Source organism: Pseudomonas oryzihabitans, assembly GCF_024652905.1.
Classification (GTDB): Bacteria; Pseudomonadota; Gammaproteobacteria; order Pseudomonadales; family Pseudomonadaceae; genus Chryseomonas; species Chryseomonas benzopyrenica.
The window spans coordinates 2366572-2387926 of record NZ_CP102428.1; the positions used below are offsets into that span (position 1 = coordinate 2366572).

The following is a 21355-nucleotide window of genomic DNA, read 5'->3' on the forward strand; positions in this document are numbered from 1 at the left end:
ACCGTTGTCAAACAGCCATCAAGTCGGCTTCCTTGGCCTCCAGAGCCTTGTCCACCTCGGCGACGAATTTATCAGTCAGCTTCTGGACTTCATCCTGAGCGCGACGATCCTCGTCTTCACTGATTTCCTTTTCCTTGAGCAGATCCTTGAGCTGAGCCAGGGCATCGCGGCGGATGTTACGCACGGAAACCCGCGCCTGCTCGGCCTCGGCACGCGCCTGCTTGGTGAAGCCCTTGCGGGTCTCTTCGGTCAGGGCCGGCATCGGCACGCGAATGGTGGTGCCGGCGGTGGCCGGATTGAGGCCCAGGTCGGAGGTCATGATGGCCTTCTCGACCGCCTGGATCATGCTCTTGTCGAACACGCTCAAGGCCAGGGTCCGCGAATCCTCGACGGTGACGTTGGCCACTTGGCGCAGCGGGGTGTCGCTACCGTAGTAGGACACCATGACGCTATCCAGGATGCTTGGATGAGCGCGTCCGGTACGGATCTTGGCAAAGGCGTGGCCCAGAGCTTCCAGGGTCTTGGTCATGCGCGTCTGCGCATCCTTCTTGATCTCGTTGATCATGCTGCTCCCTCCTCGATCAGGGTGCCCTCACCACCGCCCACCACGATGTTGAGCAGGGCGCCGGGCTTGTTCATGTTGAAAACCCGCAGGGGCATGTTGTGGTCACGGCAGAGACAGATGGCCGTGAGGTCCATGACACCCAGCTTGCGGTCGAGCACTTCGTCGTAGGTCAGGCGCTCGAATTTTTCGGCATTGGGATCCTTGAAAGGATCTGCCGTGTATACACCATCCACCTTGGTGGCCTTGAGCACCAGATCGGCTTCGACCTCGATGGCGCGCAGGCAGGCGGCGGAATCGGTGGTAAAGAACGGATTGCCGGTCCCGGCGGAGAAGATGACGACTTCGCCATCCTTCAACTGACGCAGGGCCTTGCGGCGATCGTACTGGTCGGTCACGCCGACCATGGAGATGGCGGACATCACCGTGGCGGGAATATTGGAGCGTTCCAGGGCGTCACGCATGGCCAGGGCGTTCATCACGGTAGCCAGCATGCCCATGTGGTCGCCGGTCACCCGGTCCATACCCACGGCGGACAGCGCCGCACCGCGGAACAGGTTGCCACCGCCGATCACCAGACCGACCTGGACACCGATGCCCACCAGTTGGCCGATCTCCAGCGACATGCGATCCAGCACCTTCGGATCGATCCCGAAGTCTTCACTTCCCATCAGGGCTTCGCCACTGAGCTTCAGCAGAATACGCTTGTAACGGGGTTGGCGACCACTCATCTGCTGTGCCATTCACTCTCTCCTGTGGCGATGAACATGTGCGGGGGATTTTGATCCAGCGATAGGAAAGCGCAACTGCAGTTGCGTTCACTCCCATCGGCAAAAAACTCCTTGGAAGACGAGAAATCAGACCTGCCTTCCAATTTGACAAAGAGGCCGCGCGCTCGAAGCGGGCGGCCTCCTGGTCAACGGCGGATGCCGGGCTTACTGCTTGCTGGCAGCCAGCTGGGCAGCGACTTCGGCAGCGAAGTCGACTTCAGCCTTCTCGATGCCTTCGCCTACTTCGTAACGTACGAAGGAAACGATTTCGGCACCGGCTTTCTTGGCCAGTTCACCGACCTTGACTTCCGGATCCTTGATGAAGGGCTGCTCAACCAGGCTGGCTTCGGCCAGGAACTTGTTGATACGACCCTTGACCATGTTCTCCACGATGTTTTCCGGCTTGCCGGCGATCTTGTCGGCATTCAGCGCCAGGAAGATTTCCTTTTCCTTGGCGACAGCTTCTTCGGAAACCTGGGACGGATTCAGGAACTGGGGATTGCTCGCCGCGACGTGCATGGCGATTTCCTTGGCCAACTCGGCGCTGCCACCCTGCAGGGTAACGACCACACCGATGCGGTGACCGTGGAGGTAGGCGCCAACGACATCGCCTTCGACGCGGGTCAGGCGACGGATGTTGACGTTCTCGCCGCACTTGGCGACCAGGGCCTCACGGGCGCTTTCCTGAGCGGCGATCAGCGGAGCGGCATCGCTCATCTTCTCGGCGAAGGCCTTGTCCAGGCTGGCGGCGACGAAGCCCTTGAAGTCGTCCTGCAGAGCCAGGAAATCGGTCTGGGAGTTGACTTCGATGATGACGGCAGCCTTGTGGTCGTCAGCGACCTTGACCGCGATGGAGCCTTCGGCAGCCACGTTACCGGCTTTCTTGGCGGCCTTGATGGCGCCAGCGGCACGCATGTCGTCGATGGCCTTCTCGATGTCGCCACCGGCAGCGGCCAGGGCCTTCTTGCAATCCATCATGCCTTGGCCGGTGCGCTCGCGCAGTTCTTTGACCAGGGCTGCAGTGATTTCTGCCATGTTTGAAATCCTCTTGAATCGGTTTCGAGGTCACTCCGCACGGAGACGGAGCCAATGAAACGCCAGTAGGCAAAAAGGGGGCTAGGCCCCCTTCTCGCACGTCGAACCGCTCGACCCTAGGGTCGACCTGCTCAGCCCTCGACGGCTTCGGCAGCGGTTTCTTCGACGAATTGCTCGTTGGCACCGCCGTTGCTGCCGCCACGGATCACGGCATCGGCAACGCTGCTCAGGTACAGAGTAACGGCGCGGAAGGCGTCATCGTTGCCGGGGATGATGTAGTCAACACCTTCCGGGCTGCTGTTGGTATCGACGACGCCGATTACCGGGATGCCCAGCTTGTTGGCTTCGGTGATGGCGATGCGCTCGTGATCAACGTCGATCACGAACAGGGCATCCGGCAGACCGCCCATGTCCTTGATACCACCCAGGCTGCGCTCGAGCTTTTCGAGGTCGCGAGTACGCATCAGGGCTTCTTTCTTGGTCAGCTTGTCGAAAGTACCGTCCTGGGACTGGACTTCCAGATCGCGCAGACGCTTGATCGAGGCACGGATGGTCTTGTAGTTGGTCAGCATGCCGCCCAACCAGCGATGATCAACGAAGGGCTGACCGCAACGCGCGGCTTCTTCGCGAACGATCTTGCCGGCAGCGCGCTTGGTGCCGACGAACAGGATCTTGTTCTTGCCGGACGCCAGGCGCTCAACGAAGGTCAGGGCCTCGTTGAACATCGGCAGGGTCTTTTCGAGGTTGATGATGTGGATCTTGTTACGCGCGCCGAAGATGTACTTGCCCATCTTCGGGTTCCAGTAACGGGTTTGGTGGCCGAAATGCACGCCGGCTTTCAGCATGTCACGCATGGAGACTTGAGACATTTAGATGTTCCTCGTAGTCGGGTTGGGCCTCCACGCATCCCAATGACCAACTTCCCATCGGGAAGCACCCAGGTCATCGTGTCGATGCGTGTGTGGGGTTAGGAGCGCTAGAGGGCATAGCCCCGAAAAAGCGCGCGACTTTATATCACGCCTTGCCGGATACCACCAGCGGCGATTGCCGCCTAGCGGAGATCCAGGGGTACCGCCGGTAGCCACAGCGCGGGCGACGGCTCTGATAGAATAGCGGATCGAAAGCTAACGCCCGGCGTGATACCTAGAGATTTCCGATGACCGTCATCCTCAAGACCCCTGAAGACATCGCCAAGATGCGCATCGCCGGCCAACTGGCCGCCGAGGTGCTCGAAATGCTGGACGAGCACGTGCGTCCCGGCATCACCACCGAAGAACTGGATCGGCTGGCCCACGACTACATCGTCAACGTGCAGCAGGCCATCCCCGCCCCGCTGAACTACAAGGGCTATCCCAAATCCATCTGCACCTCGCTCAACCATGTGGTCTGCCACGGCATTCCCAATGACAAGCCGCTAAAGAGCGGCGACATCATGAACGTGGACATCACCGTGATCAAAGACGGCTACCACGGCGACACCAGCAAGATGTATCTGGTGGGCGACGTGCCCGAGTGGGCGGACCGCCTCTGTCAGATCACCCAGGAATGCCTCTACAAGGGTATCGAGCTGGTCCGCCCGGGCGCGCGCCTGGGCGATATCGGCGAAGTCATCCAGAAGCATGCGGAGAAGAACGGCTTCTCGGTGGTGCGCGAATACTGCGGCCACGGCATCGGCAAGGGCTTCCACGAAGAGCCGCAGGTGGTGCATTACGGCCGTGCCGGTACCGGCCTCGAGCTGCAGGCCGGGATGATCTTTACCATCGAGCCGATGATCAACCAGGGCCGCTACGAGACCCGCCTGCTGGGCGACGGCTGGACCGCCATCACCAAGGACCGCAAGCTGTCCGCGCAGTGGGAACACACGGTGCTGGTCACCGAACAGGGTTACGAGATCCTGACCCTGAGAAAGGACGAAACCTTTCCCCGCGTTTCTGCGTGAGTGAGCGCCCATGCCCCAGGTCGATTCGGAGTTGTTCGACGCCGGCCAGTTCCAGGCTGAGCTTTCGCTGAAAGCCAGCCCCCTCGCGGCCTTCAAGAAATTCATCAGGGCCGCGAACGCCACCCTCGATGCCCGCTTTCTGGCCGGACGCAGCGTGCGCCGGCTGGTCGAGGATCGCGCCTGGTTCATCGACCAGATGCTCATCGCGGCCTGGAATCGCTTCAATTGGCCGGAAGATGGCATCGCCCTGCTCGCGGTCGGCGGCTATGGTCGCGGCGAACTGCACCCGCATTCGGACATCGACTTGCTGATCCTGCTCGCCGAAGAGGAGCAAGAGCGTTTCCGCGACTCCATCGAAGGCTTCCTGACCCTGCTGTGGGACGTGGGCCTGGCGGTGGGGCAAAGCGTCAGATCGCTGCGCGAGTGCACCACCGAAGCCCTCGCCGACCTGACGGTCATCACCAACCTGATGGAAAGCCGCACCCTTGCCGGCCCCGAGCACCTGCGCCAAGCGATGCTCGCGGCCACCAGTGTCGAGCACCTCTGGCCAGGGCGCGCCTTCTACCTGGCCAAGCGCGCCGAGCAGAGTGCCCGGCACGCCAAGTACAACGACACCGAGTACAACCTCGAACCCAACGTGAAGGGTTCGCCCGGCGGCCTGCGCGACATCCAGACGCTGCTGTGGATCGCCCGGCGGCAATTCGGCACCCTCAACCTGCAGGCCCTGGTGGGCCAGGGCTTTCTCACCGAAAGCGAGTGCAGCCTGCTGATCTCGGCGCAGGAGTACCTGTGGAAGGTTCGCTATGCCCTGCACATGCTGGCCGGTCGCCCGGAGGATCGCCTGCTGTTCGACCACCAGCGACGCATCGCCAACCTGCTCGGCTACGAGGACAACGACGCCAAGCTAGCGGTCGAGCGCTTCATGCAGAAGTACTACCGGGTGGTGATGGACGTCTCCCAGCTCAGCGACGTGGTCATGCAGCACTTCGAGGAAGTGAATCTGCGCGACGAGCAGATACCTGCCGCGGTGACGCCGATCAACAACAGATTCCAGATCCGCAACGGTTATCTGGAGGTGGTGCATCCGCAGGTGTTCCTGCGCACGCCCTTCGCCCTGATGGAACTGTTCGTCCTGCTGGCGCAGAACCCGGCGGTCAAGGGCCCCAGTGCCGGTACCATCCGCCTGCTGCGCGACAGCCGTCACCTGATCGACGACGCCTTCCGCCAGGACATTCGCAACACCAGCCTGTTCATCGAACTGCTCAAGAGCGAATCCGGGATCCATCGCAATCTGCGGCGGATGAATCGCTACGGACTGCTGGGGCTCTACCTGCCCGAGTTCGGCCAGATCGTCGGCCAGATGCAGCACGACCTCTTCCACATCTATACGGTGGACGCCCACACCCTCAATCTCATCAAGCATCTGCGCAAGATGAGTTACGACGTCCTGGCGGAGAAGTATCCGCTGGCGACGCGGGTGATCCACAAGCTGCCCAAGCCGGAGCTGATCTATATCGCCGGTCTCTACCACGACATCGCCAAGGGCCGCGGCGGCGATCACTCGGAGCTGGGCGCGGAAGACGTGGAAGCCTTCGGTCGCCGCCACCAGCTGCCGGAATGGGATACCCGCCTGGTCAGCTGGCTGGTGCGCAACCACCTGGTGATGTCCACCACCGCCCAGCGCAAGGATCTCTCCGATCCCCAGGTGATCCACGACTTCGCCCTGACGGTGGGTGACCACACCCACCTGGACTATCTGTACGTCCTCACCGTGGCCGATATCACCGCGACCAATCCGTCGCTGTGGAATTCCTGGCGCGCCACCCTGCTGCGCCAGCTCTACACCGAGACCAAGCGCGCCCTGCGCCGCGGCCTGGAGAATCCGGTCAATCGCGAGGAGCAGATTCGCAGCACCCAGCAATCGGCCCTCGATACCCTGATGCGCCGCGGCATCGATGCCGATGACGCCGAGCAGCTGTGGTCGCAGCTGGGCGACACCTATTTCCTGCGGCATACCGCGCTGGACGTGGCCTGGCACACCGAGGCCATCCTCGGCCATGGCGATACCGCGGAGCCCCTGGTGCTGATCCGCGAGACCACCCAGCGGGATTCCGAAGGCGGCACCCAGATCTTCATCTATGCCGCGGACCAGCACGACTTCTTCGCGGTGACCGTGGCGGTGATGGACCAGCTCAACCTGAACATTCAGGACGCGCGCATCATCACCTCCAGCAGCCAGTTCACCCTGGACACCTACATCGTGCTGGATACCGATGGTGGCTCGATCGGCAACAATCCCGCGCGGATTGCCCAGATCCGCGGTGGCCTGATCGAGGCGCTCAAGCATCCCGAGGAATACCCGAGCATCATCAACCGCCGCGTGACCCGCCAGCTCAAGCATTTCGCCTTCTCGCCCCAGGTGAACATCTACACCGACACCACGCGCTCGGCGAGCCTGATCGAACTGACGGCACCGGATCGACCCGGACTGCTGGCGCGGGTGGGGCGGATCTTCCTCGACTTCGACCTGTCCGTGCTCAACGCCAAGATCGCCACCCTCGGCGAGCGCGTGGAAGACGTCTTCTATGTCACCGACGCCGACGGTCGCCCCTTGGCGGATCCCGCTCTGTGCAGCGCCCTGCAGCAAGCCCTGATCAAGCAACTGGGCGAGTCAGACAGCCAGGCGCCACTCAGCCGCATCAGCATCTAGCGCCTTGATCTAACGCCTCGAACGAAGGACCACCCGACGATGAATCCCACCCTCGACCTGCTGCAGCCCTATCCGTTCGAGAAGCTGCGCGCCCTGCTCGCCGGCGTGACCCCGCCAGCGGCGATCAAGCCGATCCCGCTGTCGATCGGCGAGCCCAAGCATCCGTCACCGGCCTTCGTCGCCGAGGCCCTGACCGCGAACCTGGATCAGTTGGCGGTCTACCCGACCACCCTGGGCATCGCCGAGCTGCGCGAGGCCATCGCCAGCTGGGCCGGCCAGCGCTTCGGCGTACCCGAGGGCTGGCTGGATCCGGCGCGCCACGTGCTGCCGGTGACCGGCACCCGGGAAGCCTTGTTCTCCTTTACCCAGGCGGTGGTGGATCGCAGCAAGCGCGGCCTGGTGCTGAGTCCCAATCCCTTCTATCAGATCTATGAAGGCGCGACCCTGCTGGCCGGCGCCGAGCCGCATTACCTGCCCTGCCTGGCGGACAAGGGTTTCAACCCCGACTTCGACAGCGTGCCGGACGAGATCTGGCAACGCTGCCAGCTGCTGTTCCTGTGCTCGCCCGGCAACCCGACCGGTGCTCTGCTGCCTGTAGCAACGCTGAAAAAGCTCATCGCCCTGGCCGATCGCCACGACTTCGTGATCGCCGCCGACGAGTGCTACAGCGAACTCTATTTCGACGAAGCCAGCCCGCCACCCGGCCTGCTGACCGCATGCGCCGAACTGGGTCGCAGCGACTTCGCCCGCTGCGTGGTCTTCCACAGTCTGTCCAAGCGTTCCAACCTGCCGGGCATGAGATCGGGTTTCGTCGCGGGCGATGCCGCCATCCTCAAGCGCTTCCTGCTCTATCGCACCTACCATGGCTGCGCCATGCCGGTGCAGGTGCAGAAGGCCAGTGCGGTGGCCTGGCAGGACGAGGCCCATGTCCGCGAGAACCGCGAACTCTATCGGCAGAAGTTCGCCGCCGTGCTGGATATCCTGCAGGGCAGCCTGGAGGTGTCACTGCCGGACGGTGGCTTCTATCTCTGGGCCAAGACCCCGGGCGATGACGAAGCCTTCGCCCGCGATCTGTTCGCCCGTGAGCACGTGACCGTTGTGCCGGGCTCCTATCTATCGCGAGAGGTCGCGGGCGTCAACCCGGGCGCCGGACGGATCCGCATGGCGCTGGTCGCCCCGCTGGCCGAGTGCGTGGAAGCAGCGGAGCGCATCCGCCGCTTCTGCCAGGGCTAGCGATTGCCCTGATCGCGCATCAGCGCGGTCTCCTGGATGTCCAGTTCGCGCAGGAACTCGCTGACCACCAGGTCATCGATCACCCCGGCGATCCGCAGTCGATAGAGTTCGCGACGCTGGGCGCGGATGGCGAGCAGGCGCAGCTCGCCGTCCAGGCTATCCCGCAGGCGCGCCAGGGAACGGGCGTCCTCGCTGTCATCGGCGGAACTCAGCTCGTCGCGGAATTCGGCGATGATGCCAGCCTTGATCTCCGCCTGCAGCGCCGCCCGCGCCGGCTCGTCGGTGTCGCTCGACTCCACGTCTTCCAGGGCCACGATGGCGGCCCGGGCGGCATTGATCCGCACCTCGCAGCGCTCCCGCTCCAGCAGGTCGTTGGATTGTTCCGGCAGCCGCGCCAGCAGCAGCGGTATGCCGATGCTCGCCACCACCAGTGACAGCAGGATCACCCCGGCGGCGATGAACACTAGGACGTCACGCAGGGGAAAGGGCGTGCCATCCGAGAGCAGCAGCGGCAGCGACAGCACACCGGCCAGGGTCACGGCGCCGCGCACACCGCTGAGGGAGGCGATGGCGGCGATCAGCCGAGGATCTCCGGCGATGGTGATAGGGCCGCTGCCGGGCTGGGTCAGGTGCCAATAGCCGAGGATGACCCCGAAGCGAATGGCCATGATCACCGCATAGGCACCCAGCACATAGAGCGTCAGCCAGCCCGCGGCCGGCCAAAGCGCCTGGGACGCCGGCAGCGCCGCCGCCAGGATGTCGGGCAGCTGCAGGCCCAGGATCAGAAACACCAGGCCGTTGAAGGCGAACTCCACCAGCCCCCAGACACTGTGATTGAGCAGGCGGGTGGCGGTCTGCCGGGGCAGCATGTCGACCCGGCTTTGCATCATCCCGGCGGCCACGGCGGACAGGATGCCCGAGACCCCCAGTCGCTCCGCCAGCACATAGGCGGCGAAGGGCAGCAACAGCATGAAGACGACATGGGGCGCAGCATCGCTCCAACCGCGCTTCACCACCATCCAGGCGCGCGCGCGACCCACCAGCCAGCTAAGCACCCCGCCGACCAGTACGCCGCCCACCGCGACGATGACGAATTCCAGGCTGGCCTGGCTCAACGAGAAGGCACCGGTCAGGGCCGCCGCCACGGCGAACTTGAAGGTCACCAGACCCGAGGCGTCGTTGAGCAGGGCCTCACCCTGGATCACGTGCAGCAAGGCGCTGGGCAGCCGGCCGCGGACGATGCTGGACACCGCCACGGCATCGGTGGGCGACAGCACCGCCGCCAGGGCGAAGGCCACCGCCCAGGGCAGGTGCAGCATCCAGTGCAGGAACCAGCCGGCGCCCAGCACCGTGAGGAATACCAGGCCGAAAGCCAGCACGAAGATCGGCCGGCGCAGCCGCCAGAATTCCCGCTTGGGCATGCGCCAGCCATCGGAGAACAGCAACGCCGGGATGAACAGCAGCAGAAAGAGTTCGGGGTCCAGGGCGACATGCAGCCCCAGCGTGGGCCAGGCGAGCAAGGCACCGACCACCACCTGGATCAGGGGTAGCGGGATAGGGATGAGATGGGCGCTGAGTCGGGTGGCACCCACCATCAGCAAGAGGATCAGAGCGGTATAGAGAATCTGCACGGTGGTCTCGTGGTCAGGGCACCGGTCGCGGTACCAGATACAGGAGATGCGTCCCGCGGGAGTGGGGACACGTCGACCTCGCGTTGTTGGGACTGATGTCCCCGGATTTGGTTTTACCGAAACTTTACCCGAGTCCATCTAGGCGACTCGCCGCCGTTGCGGTCTGATAGACATACCCGGTTTCATTTCCCCGGGTCGCAGGAGAATGATCATGCTACGTCGCATCACTCAAGTCGTGGTGCTTGCCGGCTGCCTCGCCATCGCCGGTCAGGCGTCCGCCCACGGTCGTGGGCCCGGTCCGGCCTTTCTCGGTGCCGTGGTAGGCGCCGTGGTCGGCGGAGCCATCGTCTCCCATTCCTATGCCCGCGAACCGGTCTATGTCGAAGGGCCACCGCCGCCCCCGCCGCCGCGCGTGGTCTACTACGAACCGGCACCGGTCTACGAATATCGCGTGGTGGAACCGCGCCCCGTGTACTACGGCCCACCGCCCGGCGCCTATTACTACGGTCCGCCGCCGCGCTGGTAAAGGTCCATGAAAAAACCCGCCGAAAGGCGGGTTTTTTCATGGCTGCAGGCCTTAGATCACCTGGCGTCGACGGAGCACGTCGAGGATCTGCTGGACCCCCTCCTCCACCGACAGCTGCTCGGTATCGATCACCAGATCGGCGTCTTCCGGCGCATCGTAGGCAAAGGAGATGCCTGGGATGTTGTCGCCACCGGCCGTGTAGAGTCCCTGGGGATCGCGCTCGGCACAGGCCTTGGGCGATGCCTTGACATGCACGGTCAGCAGACGCTCGGCGCCAATCAGCGCCTGGGCCTGGGCGCGGCCCTCGGCATCGGGCGCGACAAAGGCCGCGAGGGCGATCAGGCCCGCCTCGTTGAACTGCCGGGCCACCTGGGCCGCCCGCAGCCAGTTCTCGCGACGACCCGCGCGATCCTGCGGCAGGCCCTTATTCAGGTCATGGCGCAGATTCTGGCCATCCAGCACGAAGACCGCGCGACCGGCATCGAACAGCCGGCGCTCCAGGGCATAGGCCAGGGTGGTCTTGCCGGCACCGGAAAGGCCGGTGAAGAGCACCGTGGTGGGCTGCTGACCGAAACGTGCTGCCCGCTCCCCGGTGGCGACGTGCAACTGGTGCGCGCCCTGGCCATGACCGGCATTGCCCACCGGCTCGGCGATGATCATGCCGGCGCCCACGGTGCCATTGGTCAGGCGATCGATGACGATGAAGGCGCCGGTGGTGCGGTTGACGCCATAGCCGTCCAGGGCGATGGCGGAATCCAGAGCCACCTTGACCCGGGCGATCTCGTTGAGCTTGAGCTCGCTGGCGGCGCCGCGTTCCAGGGTGTTGACGTCCACCGTGTGCACGATGCTCGGCAGCGAACCCGGCACATAGCTGGTGGCGCGCTTGATGTCGTACTTCTTACCCGGGCGCATGGGCTCTTCGGCCATCCACACCAGCATGGCCTCGAAGCTGTCGGTCACCTGGGGACGGTTGTCGGCATGCACCAGGACGTCGCCCCGGGAGATGTCGATCTCGTCTTCCATGGTCAGGGTCACCGCCTGGCCGGGACCGGCCTGCTCCAGCTCGCCTTCGTAGGTGACGATGGACTTGACCCGGCTGCCCTTGCCCGACGGCAGGACCACCACGGCATCGCCCTTGGTGACCACGCCCGAGGCAAGGGTCCCGGCGAAACCGCGGAAGTTGAGGTTGGGGCGATTGACGTACTGCACCGGGAAGCGCAGGTCATCGAGGTTACGATCCGCGGCGATCTCCACGGTCTCGAGGATTTCCATCAGCGGCTTGCCGCTGTACCAGGGCGTCTGCTCGCTGCGGTTCACCACGTTGTCGCCCTTGAGCGCCGACATGGGAACGAAGTGGATATCCTTGGCACCCAGCTCGATGCGCTGGGCAAACGCCAGGTAGTCGTCCTTGATGCGCTCGAACACCGCCTGGTCGAAGCCCAGCAGGTCCATCTTGTTGATGGCGACCACGATGTGCTTGATGCCCAGCAGCGAAGCGATGTAGCTGTGCCGACGGGTCTGGGTCTGGATACCGTAGCGGGCATCCACCAGGATGATCGCCAGGTCGCAGGTGGAGGCTCCGGTGGCCATGTTGCGGGTGTACTGCTCATGGCCGGGGGTATCGGCGATGATGAACTTGCGCTTGGCCGTGGAGAAGTAGCGATAGGCCACGTCGATGGTGATGCCCTGCTCGCGCTCGGCCTGCAGGCCGTCCACCAAGAGCGCCAGATCGACCTCTTCGCCGGTGGTCCCCACCTTCTTGGAATCGCGGGTGATGGCTTCCAGGTGATCCTCGTAGATCATCTTGGAGTCGTGCAGCAGGCGCCCGATCAGGGTGCTCTTGCCGTCGTCGACGTTGCCGCAGGTGAGGAAGCGCAGCAGCTCCTTGCGTTCGTGCTGCGCGAGGTAGGCCAGGATGTCCTGGCCGATCAGATCGGATTGGTGCGACATCTTAGAAATACCCCTGACGTTTCTTCTCTTCCATGGATCCGGCGCCATCGTGGTCGATGACCCGGCCCTGGCGTTCGGAGGTGCGGGTGAGCAGCATCTCCTGGATGATGTCCGTCAGCGTCGTCGCCTGGGACTCTACCGCGCCGGTCAGGGGGTAGCAGCCAAGGGTACGGAAGCGCACCTGGCGCTTGTGGATGCGCGCCTTTTCCTCGGGCGAGAGGTGTTCGAGGATTCGGTCGTCGTCGATCATGAGCAGGGTGCCGTTCTTCTCGATCACCTCGCGCTCGGCGGCGAAGTACAGCGGCACGATCGGGATGCCTTCGAGATAGATGTACTGCCAGATGTCCAGCTCGGTCCAGTTGGACAGCGGGAAGACCCGGATCGACTCGCCCTTGTTGGTCTTGCCGTTGTAGATGTTCCACAGCTCGGGGCGCTGGTTCTTGGGATCCCAGCGGTGCTTGCTGTCGCGGAAGGAGTAGACGCGCTCCTTGGCGCGAGACTTCTCCTCGTCACGGCGAGCGCCGCCGAAGGCCGCGTCGAAGCCGTAGTTGTCCAGCGCCTGCTTGAGGCCCTGGGTCTTCATGATGTCGGTGTGCTTGGCGCTGCCATGGGTGAAGGGATTGATGCCCTGAGCGACCCCTTCCGGATTCTTGTGCACCAGCAGATCGAGTCCCATGTCGGCGACCATGCGATCGCGGAATTCGTACATGGCCTGGAATTTCCAGCCGGTGTCCACGTGGAGTACCGGGAACGGCAGCTTGCCGGGAAAGAAGGCCTTGCGGGCCAGGTGCAGCATCACGGCCGAATCCTTGCCGATGGAATACAGCATGACCGGATTGTCGAATTCGGCGGCCACTTCACGGATGATGTGGATGCTTTCCGCCTCAAGCTGTTTGAGGTGCGTCTGTTTGTCGAGCATGGCTACTCACGATTGCAGAAAGGTGGCCTAGAAGAGGTCCGTTGCGGCGTCCAGTCGACTGGACACCCCGGACAGAGCGGGCCGTGGACGAACCTCAACCTTACCATAGGCAACGGTTATGGCCCGCCAGGCCATCTAGATCCAGAAGTTATATGCTTATGACGCTCAGGCGGGATTGTCGCAGTCGATGAAGAGGTGCTGGATACCCAGCTGCGCGGCCAGATAATCGCCCAGCGCCTGCACGCCATAGCGCTCGGTGGCATGGTGGCCGGCGGCGAAGAAACTCACCCCGTTCTCGCGAGCGCTGTGCACCGTCTGCTCGGATACCTCGCCGGTCAGGTAGGCATCCACTCCGGCGGCGATGGCCTGGTCGATGTAGCCTTGGGCGCCCCCGGTGCACCAGGCCAGGCGCCGGATCGAGCGCCCGCCGTCGACCACCAGCGGCTCGCGCTGCAGCACGTCCGCCACCTGCCGACCGAAGTCCGCGGCGGATTGCGCCTGCGGCAACTCGCCCTGCCAGATGAGCCCCTTGGCATCCCCTGGCAGCGGCCGGATATCCTGCAGCCCCAGGCGGCGTCCCAGCTGGACGTTGTTGCCCACCTCGGGATGGACATCCAGGGGCAGGTGGTAGGCCAGCAGGCTGATGTCATGGCTCAGCAGCGTCTTGATCCGCCGGTGCTTCATGCCGATGAGGCGGGCGTCCTCGTTTTTCCAGAAATAGCCATGGTGCACCAGGATGGCATCGGCACCGGCGGCGACGGCGGCGTCCAGCAGCTGCTGGGAAGCCGTAACGCCACTGACCAGCAGGCGCACCTGCTCGCGGCCCTGGACCTGCAGGCCGTTGGGGCAATAATCCTGGATCCGGGCCGATTCCAGGTAGCGGTCGGCGGTCTCTACCAGTTGCTCAAGGGACAGGGTCACGTGCGGCTTACCTCCTCGTTGGCGGCGCCAGCGTGTCTTCGGCTGGCGCCGCTCCTTATAATGGCCGCCAGCTTATCCGGCGCACCCCGGGTGGACAAATTCAAGGATGTGATCGATGTACAAGGCTTTGCGTTATCTCGGCTGGCCCGTGCTGTGCGGTCTGCTCGTTGCAGCCCTGATCATGCAGCGCTATCCCCAGTGGCTCGGCCTGCCCGCCCAGCCGCCGCTGTTCGAGGCCGCCCAGGCGCCCGCCAGTTCGCGCCAGGAGGGACCGGTTTCCTACGCCGACGCGGCCAGTCGCGCCGCGCCCGCGGTGGTGTCGTTGCGCTCGACCAAGGCGGCCAAGCCGGGCAAGGCCGGAGATACGGCCAGCGATCGCAAAGGCGCGACCAAGCCGGTGGAAGAACTCAGCCTGGGTTCCGCCGTGCTGATGAGCCATGACGGCTATCTGCTGACCAACAACCACGTGACCCTGGACGCCGAGTCCATCGTGGTGGCGCTGGCCGACGGCCGCCAGACCCTGGCCAAGCTGATCGGCAGCGATCCCGCCACGGACCTCGCCGTACTGAAGATCGACCTGCCCAATCTGCCGGCCATCTCGGTGGGCGATTCGAGCGCCATCCGCATCGGTGACGTGGTGCTGGCCATCGGCAACCCCTTTGGCGTCGGCCAGACGGTGACCATGGGCATCATCAGCGCCACCGGTCGCAACCAGCTGGGTCTCAATACCTACGAGGACTTCATCCAGACCGATGCGGCGATCAACCTGGGCAATTCCGGCGGGGCGCTGGTGGACGCCAGCGGCAATCTGATCGGCATCAACACCGCCATCCTTTCCGGCGGCTCCCAGGGCATCGGCTTCGCCATCCCGATCAAGCTGGCCATGGAGGTCATGCGCTCGATCATCCAGCACGGCCAGGTCATCCGTGGCTGGCTGGGCGTGGCGGTGGAGGTGATCACCCCGGAGCTGGTCAAGACCTATGGCCTCAAGGTCGACCAGGGCATCGTGGTGACCGACATCGATCCCGATGGACCGGCGCACAAGGGCGGTCTGCGCGCAGGCGACGTGCTGGTCAAGCTGGCTGGCCAACCGATCAGGGACGGCCGGCTGGCGATGAACCAGATCGCCCGCAAGCAGCCCGGCGACAGCATCCCCATCGAGGTGCTGCGCCAGGACAAGACCGTGCAGGTCAAGGTGACCGTCGGGATGCGCCCTCTGATGGAGAAGGCGCGCTAGCCGCGAACGAGACTCAGAGGATGTCGAGGGCCGTGATCAGCGCCTGATTCTGCGCCGGCGTGCCGATGGTGATGCGCAGGAAGTCGGCGATGCGTTCGGGGCGGCTGAAGTGGCGCACGATGACGCCGTGCTCGCGCAAGCTCGCGGCCAGCGCCGCCCCACCCTTCTGCACATGCCGGGCGAAGATGAAGTTGGCGGCCGAGGGCAGGACCTCGAAGCCGCGCTCCAGCAACTCGCCCATCAGCGCTTCGCGACTCTCGATCACCTGCCGGCAGGTCTCGTCGAAATAGGCGCGATCCTCGAAGGCCGCGGTCGCGCCGGCCAGGGCCAGGCGATCCAGCGGATAGGAGTTGAAGCTGTTCTTGATCCGCTCCAGGGCTTCCATCAGCGGCGCCTGTCCCAGGGCCAGCCCTACCCGCAGACCGGCCAGCGAACGGGACTTGGACAGCGTCTGGGTCACCACCAGGTTGGGATGGCGCTCGATCAGGGCGACCGCGGACTCGGCCCCGAAGTCGACATAGGCCTCGTCCACCACCACCACCGAGGTCGGGTTGCCGGCGACGATGCGCTCGATGGCGTCCAGCGCCAGGGCGCTGCCGGTCGGCGCATTGGGGTTGGGGAAGATGATCCCGCCATTGGGGCGCAGATAGTCCTCGGGGACGATCTGGAAATCCTCGTCCAGCGCCGGCGTCTCGAAGGCGATGTCGTAGAGGCCGCAATAGACCGGATAGAAGCTGTAGCTGATGTCCGGAAACAGGATCGGGCGGCCATGGCCGAACAGACCCAGGAAGATGTGCGCCAGCACCTCGTCCGAGCCGTTGCCGACAAACACCTGGTCGCTCTGGAGGCCGTAGTAGCGGGCGACGGCATCCTTCAGCGCCTGACCGTTGGGGTCGGGATAGAGGCGCAGGTCGTCGGTGGCCGCGGCGCGAATGGCGTCCAGCGCCCGCGGTGACGGACCGTAGGGATTCTCGTTGGTGTTGAGCTTGACCAGGTTGGTCAGCTTGGGTTGCTCACCCGGCACATAGGGCACCAGGTTCTTGACGAAGGGACTCCAGAGCTCGCTCATGCCTGCTCCTCCTGAATACGGTATTCGGCGCTGCGGGCGTGGGCGGTCAGGGACTCGCCACGCGCCAGCACCGAGGCGACCCGGCCCAGCGCGGAAGCGCCCGTGGCCGAGCAGTGGATGATCGAGGAACGCTTCTGGAAGTCGTACACGCCCAGCGGCGAGGAGAACCGTGCGGTGCCCGAGGTCGGCAGCACATGGTTGGGACCGGCGCAGTAGTCGCCCAGGGCCTCGGCGGTGTAGCGACCCATGAAGATGGCACCGGCGTGGCGGATGCTGGGTAGCCACTGCTCGGGTTCGGCGACCGACAGCTCGAGGTGTTCGGGGGCGATGCGGTTGGCCACCTCGATGGCCTGGGCCATGTCGGCGACCTGGATCAGGGCGCCACGGCCTTCCAGGGAGGCGCGGATGATCTCGGCGCGCTCCATCTCCGGCAGCAGGCGGGCGATGCTTTCCGCCACGGCGTCGAGGAAGGCGCCGTCCGGACTGACCAGGATGGCCTGGGCGTCCTCGTCGTGCTCGGCCTGGGAGAACAGGTCCATGGCGATCCAGTCGGGATCGGTCTGGCCGTCGCAGACCACCAGGATCTCCGACGGGCCGGCGATCATGTCGATGCCGACCTTGCCGAACACGTGGCGCTTGGCGGTGGCGACATAGATGTTGCCGGGGCCGACGATCTTGTCCACCGGGGGTACGCTTTCGGTGCCATAGGCCAGGGCGGCCACGGCCTGGGCGCCGCCGATGGTGAAGACGCGATCGACACCGGCCAGGGCGGCGGCGGCCAGCACCAGTTCGTTGACCTCGCCGCGGGGCGTGGGCACCACCATGACCACTTCCTTTACGCCGGCGACCTTGGCGGGGATGGCGTTCATCAGCACCGAGGAGGGATAGGAGGCCTTGCCCCCCGGCACATAGAGCCCGGCACGATCCAGCGGGGTGACCTGCTGGCCGAGCACGGTGCCGTCGGCCTCCTGGTACTGCCAGGAATCCTGGCGCTGCTTTTCGTGATAACGACGAACGCGCTCGGCGGCGGCTTCCAGCGCGGTGCGCTGCTCCGGCGTGATGCGGGTCAGGGCTTCTTCCAGACGCGCGCGCGGCAGGATGAGATCGCTCATGGCGGTCGCCTCGACGGCATCGAAGCGCCGGGTGTATTCGAGCAGCGCGGCGTCGCCCTGGTGGCGCACGTCGGCGATGATCGCCAGGACCCGCTGGTTGATGTCGGCGTCGGACACCCCTTCCCAGCTCAGCAGATGATCCAGATGCTCGGCGAAATCCGGAGCGGCGGCGGCAAGTCGGCGGATGGCGAGCGGAGCGGTCATGGCGGATCCTCTTCAGGAGAGCGAAAGGGGCGCCCGAGAGTAACAGCCGGTTCCGTGTGGGCGCCCGACAATTTGGCTATGGCACGGATAGGCGAAGCTGGAGGGATGGAAGCAGCCTTGACCGGCATTCGGCATGCCGGCCAGGACGTAGAGCCTGTTCAAAGTCTCGCGAGCTAGAGACAAACAAGGCCTAGGCGGCCCCGCGAAAATAGCTGAGGAAGCGGACCGGGCTCGCGAACGAGTTTACGAGTGGTAAATGAGCATTCCGAAGCCATTTTTAACGCAGTTTGGCCGACGCGCAGCAGGCTTTGAACAGGTTCTCAGGCACCGCGCGCCTCGACGGCGTGTCTCAGGGTCTCGATGAGGGCCTGGATACGGCCATGCTGCATCTTCATCGAGGCCTTGTTGACGATCAAGCGCGAGCTGATATGGGCGATCAGCTCCTGGGGTTCGAGTCCGTTGGCCTTGAGGGTATTGCCGGTGTCGACCACGTCGATGATCTTGTCGGCCAGCCCCACGAGCGGTGCAAGCTCCATGGAGCCGTACAGCTTGATGATGTCGACCTGACGACCCTGCTCGGCATAGTAGCGCTTGGCGACATTGACGAACTTGGTCGCCACCCGCAGCCGGCCACGCGGCGCCGGAGCGCCCACGGCGCCCGCGGTCATCAGTTTGCAGCGGGCGATGCGCAGGTCCAGCGGCTCATAGAGACCATCGCCGCCGTATTCCATCAGCACGTCCTTGCCGGCCACGCCCAGGTCCGCGGCGCCATGTTCCACATAGGTGGGCACATCGGTGGCGCGGACGATGAGCAGCCGTACATCGTCCTGGGTGGTCGGGATGATGAGCTTGCGGCTCTTGTCCGGATTCTCGGTCGGGGCGATCCCCGCCGCCGCTAGCAGCGGCAGGGTGTCGTCGAGGATACGGCCCTTGGACAGGGCGATGGTCAGCATCGGAGGTCCTTACTTGGGCGTGCGACGGATCTTGGCGCCGAGCAGCTGGAATTTCTCCTCGATGCATTCGTAGCCGCGGTCGATGTGGTAGATGCGATCGATCAGGGTATCGCCTTCGGCCACCAGGGCGGCGATGACCAGGCTCGCCGAGGCGCGCAGGTCGGTCGCCATGACCGGGGCGGCCTTGAGGCTGGGCACGCCGGTGACGATGGCGGCATTGCCTTCGATGGCGATGTTGGCGCCCATGCGCACCATCTCGTGAACGTGCATGAAGCGGTTCTCGAAGATGGTCTCGACCACGGTACCGGTGCCTTCGGCGACGGCGTTCATGGAGATGAACTGGGCCTGCATGTCGGTGGGGAACGCCGGGTAGGGCGCCGTGCGGATGTTGACCGCGCGGGGGCGATTGCCCTTCATGTCCAGCTCGATCCAGTTGCTGCCGGTGGCGATGTGGGCACCGGCTTCTTCCAGCTTGGCCAGCACGGCCTCGAGGATGGTCGGATCGGTGTCCTTGAGCTTGACGCGACCGCGGGTGGCGGCGGCGGCGACCAGGTAGCTGCCGGTCTCGATGCGGTCCGGCAGCACCGAATAGGTGGCGCCACCCAGGCGCTCGACGCCTTCCACGGTGATGGTGTCGGTACCGGCGCCCTGGATGTTGGCACCCATGGCGATCAGGCAGTTGGCCAGATCGACGACTTCGGGTTCGCGGGCGGCGTTCTGGATGACGCTGCGGCCCTTGGCCAGGGTAGCGGCCATCAGCACGTTCTCGGTACCGGTCACGCTGACGGTATCGAAATAGTAGTGGGCACCGCGCAGGCCGCCGGCCGGCGCCTTCGCCTTGATGTAGCCGCCTTCGACGGTGATCTTGGCGCCCATGGCCTCCAGGCCACGCAGGTGCAGATCGACCGGACGCGAGCCGATGGCGCAACCGCCGGGCAGGGCGACTTCCGCCTCGCCGAAGCGGGCGACCATCGGGCCCAGCACCAGGATCGACGCGCGCATGGTCTTGACCAGCTCATAGGGCGCGACCAGGGTCTTGATGCTGGAGGCATCCACCTCGACGTTGAGCTTTTCACCGATCACCGGCTGGACGCCCATACGACCGAACAGCTCGATCATGGTGGTGATGTCGTGCAGGTGCGGCAGGTTGGCGATGGTCACCGGAGTGTCGGCGAGCAGGGTCGCGGCCAGGATCGGCAGGGCCGAATTCTTGGCCCCGGAAATGCGAATTTCACCGTTCAGGCAGTTGCCGCCGGTAATGATCAGTTTGTCCATAGCGAGTTCTCGGCGCTGCGAATCAGGCGCGTTCGGCCCAGGCAGCACGGGTGAAGAATTTCATGGTGACAGCATGGATGCTGCCATCGGCGATCTGCGGCTGGAGGTGGGAGTAGACCTGCTGCTGACGCTTGACCGGGCTGAGTGCCTGGAGCTCGTCGCTGATCAGGTAGAGCTGGAAGTTGCAGCCCTCGCCTTCCACTTCGACCTGGGTATCGGCCAGTTTTGCCTCCAGGAGGCTTTTGACTTCTTGGGCCTGCATGGCGGCACCTCGGCAATCTAGTACAGCCGGCGATCATACAAAAAAACCGGCTGTACGGCGACTGCGATGACCGTTAGCCGTGAGCGTCGTCCGCCAGGGGCAGCAACTCCAGGGCATCCGAGACCTCGGCGATCTGCCGCAACTCGGAGGGCAGACCGGCGATGGTCAGCGGGCGCCCCGCGGCCTGGGCATCGCGCAGCCAGGCCAGCAACAGCGCCAATCCGGCACTGTTGGAGCGCTCTATGCCAGCGCAGTCGAGCACCAGCGGCCCACTGCCCTGACCGATCAGTGCCCGGCCCTGCTCACGCAGGGCCGGTACATTGGCGTGATCGAGCACGCCCGACAGCTGCAGTCGGGCGCCCTCGCCGGTGACGGCGGCGCGACTCACGAACCGACCTTGGCCTTCTGGGCCTCGGGAGAGTCCTTGGCCTTGGCCACGGTGCCCGCCCAGTTGTTGATGGTCTTGTCCAGGTCGTTGCCGTTCTCCTGCATCGCCTGGGCGAACTGGTCACGGAACAACTTGCCGAGGTTCAGGCCGTTGATGATGACGTTACGGACCTTCCACTCGTCGCCCTGCTTGACCATGCTGTACTGCACGGGATACACGGCGCCATTGTTGCCCTTGACCTCCATGCCCACGCTGGTGCGGTCGGGACCGTCGGACGGACCTTCAGGCAGCACGCGGATGCCCTGGTTGTTGTACTCCAGCAGCGCATTGCCATAGAACTGCATCAGGCTGCGCTTGAAATTTTCCTGGAAGCGCGCCATCTGCTCGGGCGAGGCGCTGCGGCTGTAGCGCACAGTCATGATGCTGCGCGAGATGCCTTCGGCATCCACCACCGGACCGAGGATATTGTTGAGCGACTCGTAGAAGGCTTCCGGGCTGCTGCGATACCGGTCGCGATTGGTCTCAAGGTCGCTGAGCAGCGTGCTGGTGGTCTGCTGGATGACGTCATGGGCCGAGGGCGCCGCCTGGGACACCAGCGGCAGCAGGGCCAGGATCGCGATCACTCCGTGACGAAGTAGCTTGAGCATGGAGAAGCCTCT

The 21355-nt window shown here is 64.6% G+C and carries 20 protein-coding genes; 5 read left to right on the forward strand and 15 right to left on the reverse strand.

What is annotated here, in order from left to right:
* Positions 1-7: 7 nt before the first annotated feature.
* From frr to rpsB, 4 genes are all read right to left on the reverse strand, one after another.
* Entirely contained in the window at positions 8-565 is a 558-nt protein-coding gene (frr, locus tag NRG74_RS11045) for a ribosome recycling factor (RefSeq protein ID WP_007159491.1), read from the reverse strand.
* Complete coding sequence (gene pyrH / locus NRG74_RS11050) at positions 562-1305, reverse strand: UMP kinase (protein ID WP_017639054.1); 744 nt, start codon at positions 1303-1305, stop codon at positions 562-564. The genes frr and pyrH overlap by 4 nt, the downstream gene beginning before the upstream one ends.
* 192 nt (positions 1306-1497) lie before the next feature.
* Positions 1498-2367, reverse strand: a complete 870-nt coding sequence (gene tsf / locus NRG74_RS11055; RefSeq protein ID WP_017639055.1) for a translation elongation factor Ts — start codon at positions 2365-2367, stop codon at positions 1498-1500.
* Between the two features lie 131 nt (positions 2368-2498).
* A complete protein-coding gene (rpsB, locus tag NRG74_RS11060) occupies positions 2499-3236 on the reverse strand; it encodes a 30S ribosomal protein S2 (protein ID WP_017639056.1) in 738 nt (245 codons plus the stop codon).
* 287 nt (positions 3237-3523) lie between these two features.
* Between rpsB and map the strand changes: the two genes are divergently transcribed.
* The 3 genes from map to dapC are packed head-to-tail and all read left to right on the forward strand — an operon-like array spanning position 3524 to position 8249.
* Entirely contained in the window at positions 3524-4306 is a 783-nt protein-coding gene (map, locus tag NRG74_RS11065; RefSeq protein ID WP_017639057.1) for a type I methionyl aminopeptidase, read from the forward strand.
* Between the two features lie 10 nt (positions 4307-4316).
* On the forward strand, positions 4317-7016 hold the full coding sequence (locus NRG74_RS11070) for a [protein-PII] uridylyltransferase (protein WP_257706515.1): 2700 nt from the start codon (positions 4317-4319) through the stop codon (positions 7014-7016).
* A gap of 39 nt (positions 7017-7055) precedes the next feature.
* Complete coding sequence (gene dapC, locus NRG74_RS11075) at positions 7056-8249, forward strand: succinyldiaminopimelate transaminase (RefSeq protein WP_257706516.1); 1194 nt, start codon at positions 7056-7058, stop codon at positions 8247-8249.
* Here the strand turns inward: dapC and NRG74_RS11080 are convergent.
* Positions 8246-9880, reverse strand: coding sequence for a Na+/H+ antiporter (locus NRG74_RS11080; protein ID WP_173150474.1), 1635 nt, complete (start codon positions 9878-9880; stop codon positions 8246-8248). The two genes, dapC and NRG74_RS11080, sit on opposite strands and share 4 nt — an antisense overlap.
* A 211-nt stretch (positions 9881-10091) precedes the next feature.
* On the opposite strand from NRG74_RS11080, the gene NRG74_RS11085 reads away from it, so the two are divergent.
* Positions 10092-10406 (forward strand): hypothetical protein, encoded by a 315-nt coding sequence (locus NRG74_RS11085; RefSeq protein ID WP_007159499.1) that lies wholly within the window; start codon positions 10092-10094, stop codon positions 10404-10406.
* A gap of 51 nt (positions 10407-10457) precedes the next feature.
* On the opposite strand, the gene cysN is transcribed toward NRG74_RS11085, so the two are convergent.
* The 3 genes from cysN to NRG74_RS11100 form a co-directional block, all read right to left on the reverse strand.
* A complete protein-coding gene (cysN, locus tag NRG74_RS11090; protein ID WP_093250291.1) occupies positions 10458-12356 on the reverse strand; it encodes a sulfate adenylyltransferase subunit CysN in 1899 nt (632 codons plus the stop codon).
* Between the two features lies 1 nt (position 12357).
* The gene (gene cysD / locus NRG74_RS11095; protein WP_257706517.1) at positions 12358-13275 is read right to left on the reverse strand and encodes a sulfate adenylyltransferase subunit CysD; all 918 of its coding nucleotides are present in this window, start codon (positions 13273-13275) and stop codon (positions 12358-12360) included.
* Positions 13276-13440: 165 nt separating this feature from the next.
* Positions 13441-14196, reverse strand: a complete 756-nt coding sequence (locus NRG74_RS11100) for a Nif3-like dinuclear metal center hexameric protein (RefSeq protein ID WP_257706518.1) — start codon at positions 14194-14196, stop codon at positions 13441-13443.
* A gap of 115 nt (positions 14197-14311) precedes the next feature.
* Between NRG74_RS11100 and NRG74_RS11105 the strand changes: the two genes are divergently transcribed.
* On the forward strand, positions 14312-15433 hold the full coding sequence (locus NRG74_RS11105) for a S1C family serine protease (protein WP_173150465.1): 1122 nt from the start codon (positions 14312-14314) through the stop codon (positions 15431-15433).
* 13 nt (positions 15434-15446) lie between these two features.
* Here NRG74_RS11105 and hisC read toward each other — a convergent pair whose 3' ends face one another.
* The 7 genes from hisC to NRG74_RS11140 form a co-directional block, all read right to left on the reverse strand.
* Positions 15447-16502 (reverse strand): histidinol-phosphate transaminase, encoded by a 1056-nt coding sequence (gene hisC, locus NRG74_RS11110; protein ID WP_173150463.1) that lies wholly within the window; start codon positions 16500-16502, stop codon positions 15447-15449.
* Entirely contained in the window at positions 16499-17818 is a 1320-nt protein-coding gene (gene hisD / locus NRG74_RS11115; RefSeq protein ID WP_257706519.1) for a histidinol dehydrogenase, read from the reverse strand. Before hisD ends, hisC begins: the two co-directional genes overlap by 4 nt.
* A 320-nt stretch (positions 17819-18138) precedes the next feature.
* The gene (gene hisG, locus NRG74_RS11120; RefSeq protein WP_007159506.1) at positions 18139-18771 is read right to left on the reverse strand and encodes an ATP phosphoribosyltransferase; all 633 of its coding nucleotides are present in this window, start codon (positions 18769-18771) and stop codon (positions 18139-18141) included.
* A gap of 9 nt (positions 18772-18780) precedes the next feature.
* Positions 18781-20046 (reverse strand): UDP-N-acetylglucosamine 1-carboxyvinyltransferase, encoded by a 1266-nt coding sequence (murA, locus tag NRG74_RS11125; protein ID WP_017640061.1) that lies wholly within the window; start codon positions 20044-20046, stop codon positions 18781-18783.
* A 22-nt stretch (positions 20047-20068) separates the two neighbouring features.
* Entirely contained in the window at positions 20069-20308 is a 240-nt protein-coding gene (locus NRG74_RS11130; RefSeq protein WP_007159508.1) for a BolA family protein, read from the reverse strand.
* A gap of 73 nt (positions 20309-20381) precedes the next feature.
* The gene (locus NRG74_RS11135; protein ID WP_257706520.1) at positions 20382-20696 is read right to left on the reverse strand and encodes an STAS domain-containing protein; all 315 of its coding nucleotides are present in this window, start codon (positions 20694-20696) and stop codon (positions 20382-20384) included.
* On the reverse strand, positions 20693-21343 hold the full coding sequence (locus NRG74_RS11140) for an MlaC/ttg2D family ABC transporter substrate-binding protein (protein ID WP_257706522.1): 651 nt from the start codon (positions 21341-21343) through the stop codon (positions 20693-20695). The genes NRG74_RS11135 and NRG74_RS11140 overlap by 4 nt, the downstream gene beginning before the upstream one ends.
* Positions 21344-21355 lie beyond the last annotated feature (12 nt).

What these genes read in the sequence shown, in the direction of transcription:
- frr (WP_007159491.1), bottom strand. Translation starts at nt 565, where the DNA reads ATGATCAACGAGATCAAGAAGGATGCGCAGACGCGCATGACCAAGACC.
- pyrH (WP_017639054.1), bottom strand. Translation starts at nt 1,305, where the DNA reads ATGGCACAGCAGATGAGTGGTCGCCAACCCCGTTACAAGCGTATTCTG.
- tsf (WP_017639055.1), bottom strand. Translation starts at nt 2,367, where the DNA reads ATGGCAGAAATCACTGCAGCCCTGGTCAAAGAACTGCGCGAGCGCACC.
- rpsB (WP_017639056.1), bottom strand. Translation starts at nt 3,236, where the DNA reads ATGTCTCAAGTCTCCATGCGTGACATGCTGAAAGCCGGCGTGCATTTC.
- map (WP_017639057.1), top strand. Translation starts at nt 3,524, where the DNA reads ATGACCGTCATCCTCAAGACCCCTGAAGACATCGCCAAGATGCGCATC.
- NRG74_RS11070 (WP_257706515.1), top strand. Translation starts at nt 4,317, where the DNA reads ATGCCCCAGGTCGATTCGGAGTTGTTCGACGCCGGCCAGTTCCAGGCT.
- dapC (WP_257706516.1), top strand. Translation starts at nt 7,056, where the DNA reads ATGAATCCCACCCTCGACCTGCTGCAGCCCTATCCGTTCGAGAAGCTG.
- NRG74_RS11085 (WP_007159499.1), top strand. Translation starts at nt 10,092, where the DNA reads ATGCTACGTCGCATCACTCAAGTCGTGGTGCTTGCCGGCTGCCTCGCC.
- cysN (WP_093250291.1), bottom strand. Translation starts at nt 12,356, where the DNA reads ATGTCGCACCAATCCGATCTGATCGGCCAGGACATCCTGGCCTACCTC.
- cysD (WP_257706517.1), bottom strand. Translation starts at nt 13,275, where the DNA reads ATGCTCGACAAACAGACGCACCTCAAACAGCTTGAGGCGGAAAGCATC.
- NRG74_RS11105 (WP_173150465.1), top strand. Translation starts at nt 14,312, where the DNA reads ATGTACAAGGCTTTGCGTTATCTCGGCTGGCCCGTGCTGTGCGGTCTG.
- hisC (WP_173150463.1), bottom strand. Translation starts at nt 16,502, where the DNA reads ATGAGCGAGCTCTGGAGTCCCTTCGTCAAGAACCTGGTGCCCTATGTG.
- hisD (WP_257706519.1), bottom strand. Translation starts at nt 17,818, where the DNA reads ATGACCGCTCCGCTCGCCATCCGCCGACTTGCCGCCGCCGCTCCGGAT.
- hisG (WP_007159506.1), bottom strand. Translation starts at nt 18,771, where the DNA reads ATGCTGACCATCGCCCTGTCCAAGGGCCGTATCCTCGACGACACCCTG.
- murA (WP_017640061.1), bottom strand. Translation starts at nt 20,046, where the DNA reads ATGGACAAACTGATCATTACCGGCGGCAACTGCCTGAACGGTGAAATT.
- NRG74_RS11130 (WP_007159508.1), bottom strand. Translation starts at nt 20,308, where the DNA reads ATGCAGGCCCAAGAAGTCAAAAGCCTCCTGGAGGCAAAACTGGCCGAT.
- NRG74_RS11140 (WP_257706522.1), bottom strand. Translation starts at nt 21,343, where the DNA reads ATGCTCAAGCTACTTCGTCACGGAGTGATCGCGATCCTGGCCCTGCTG.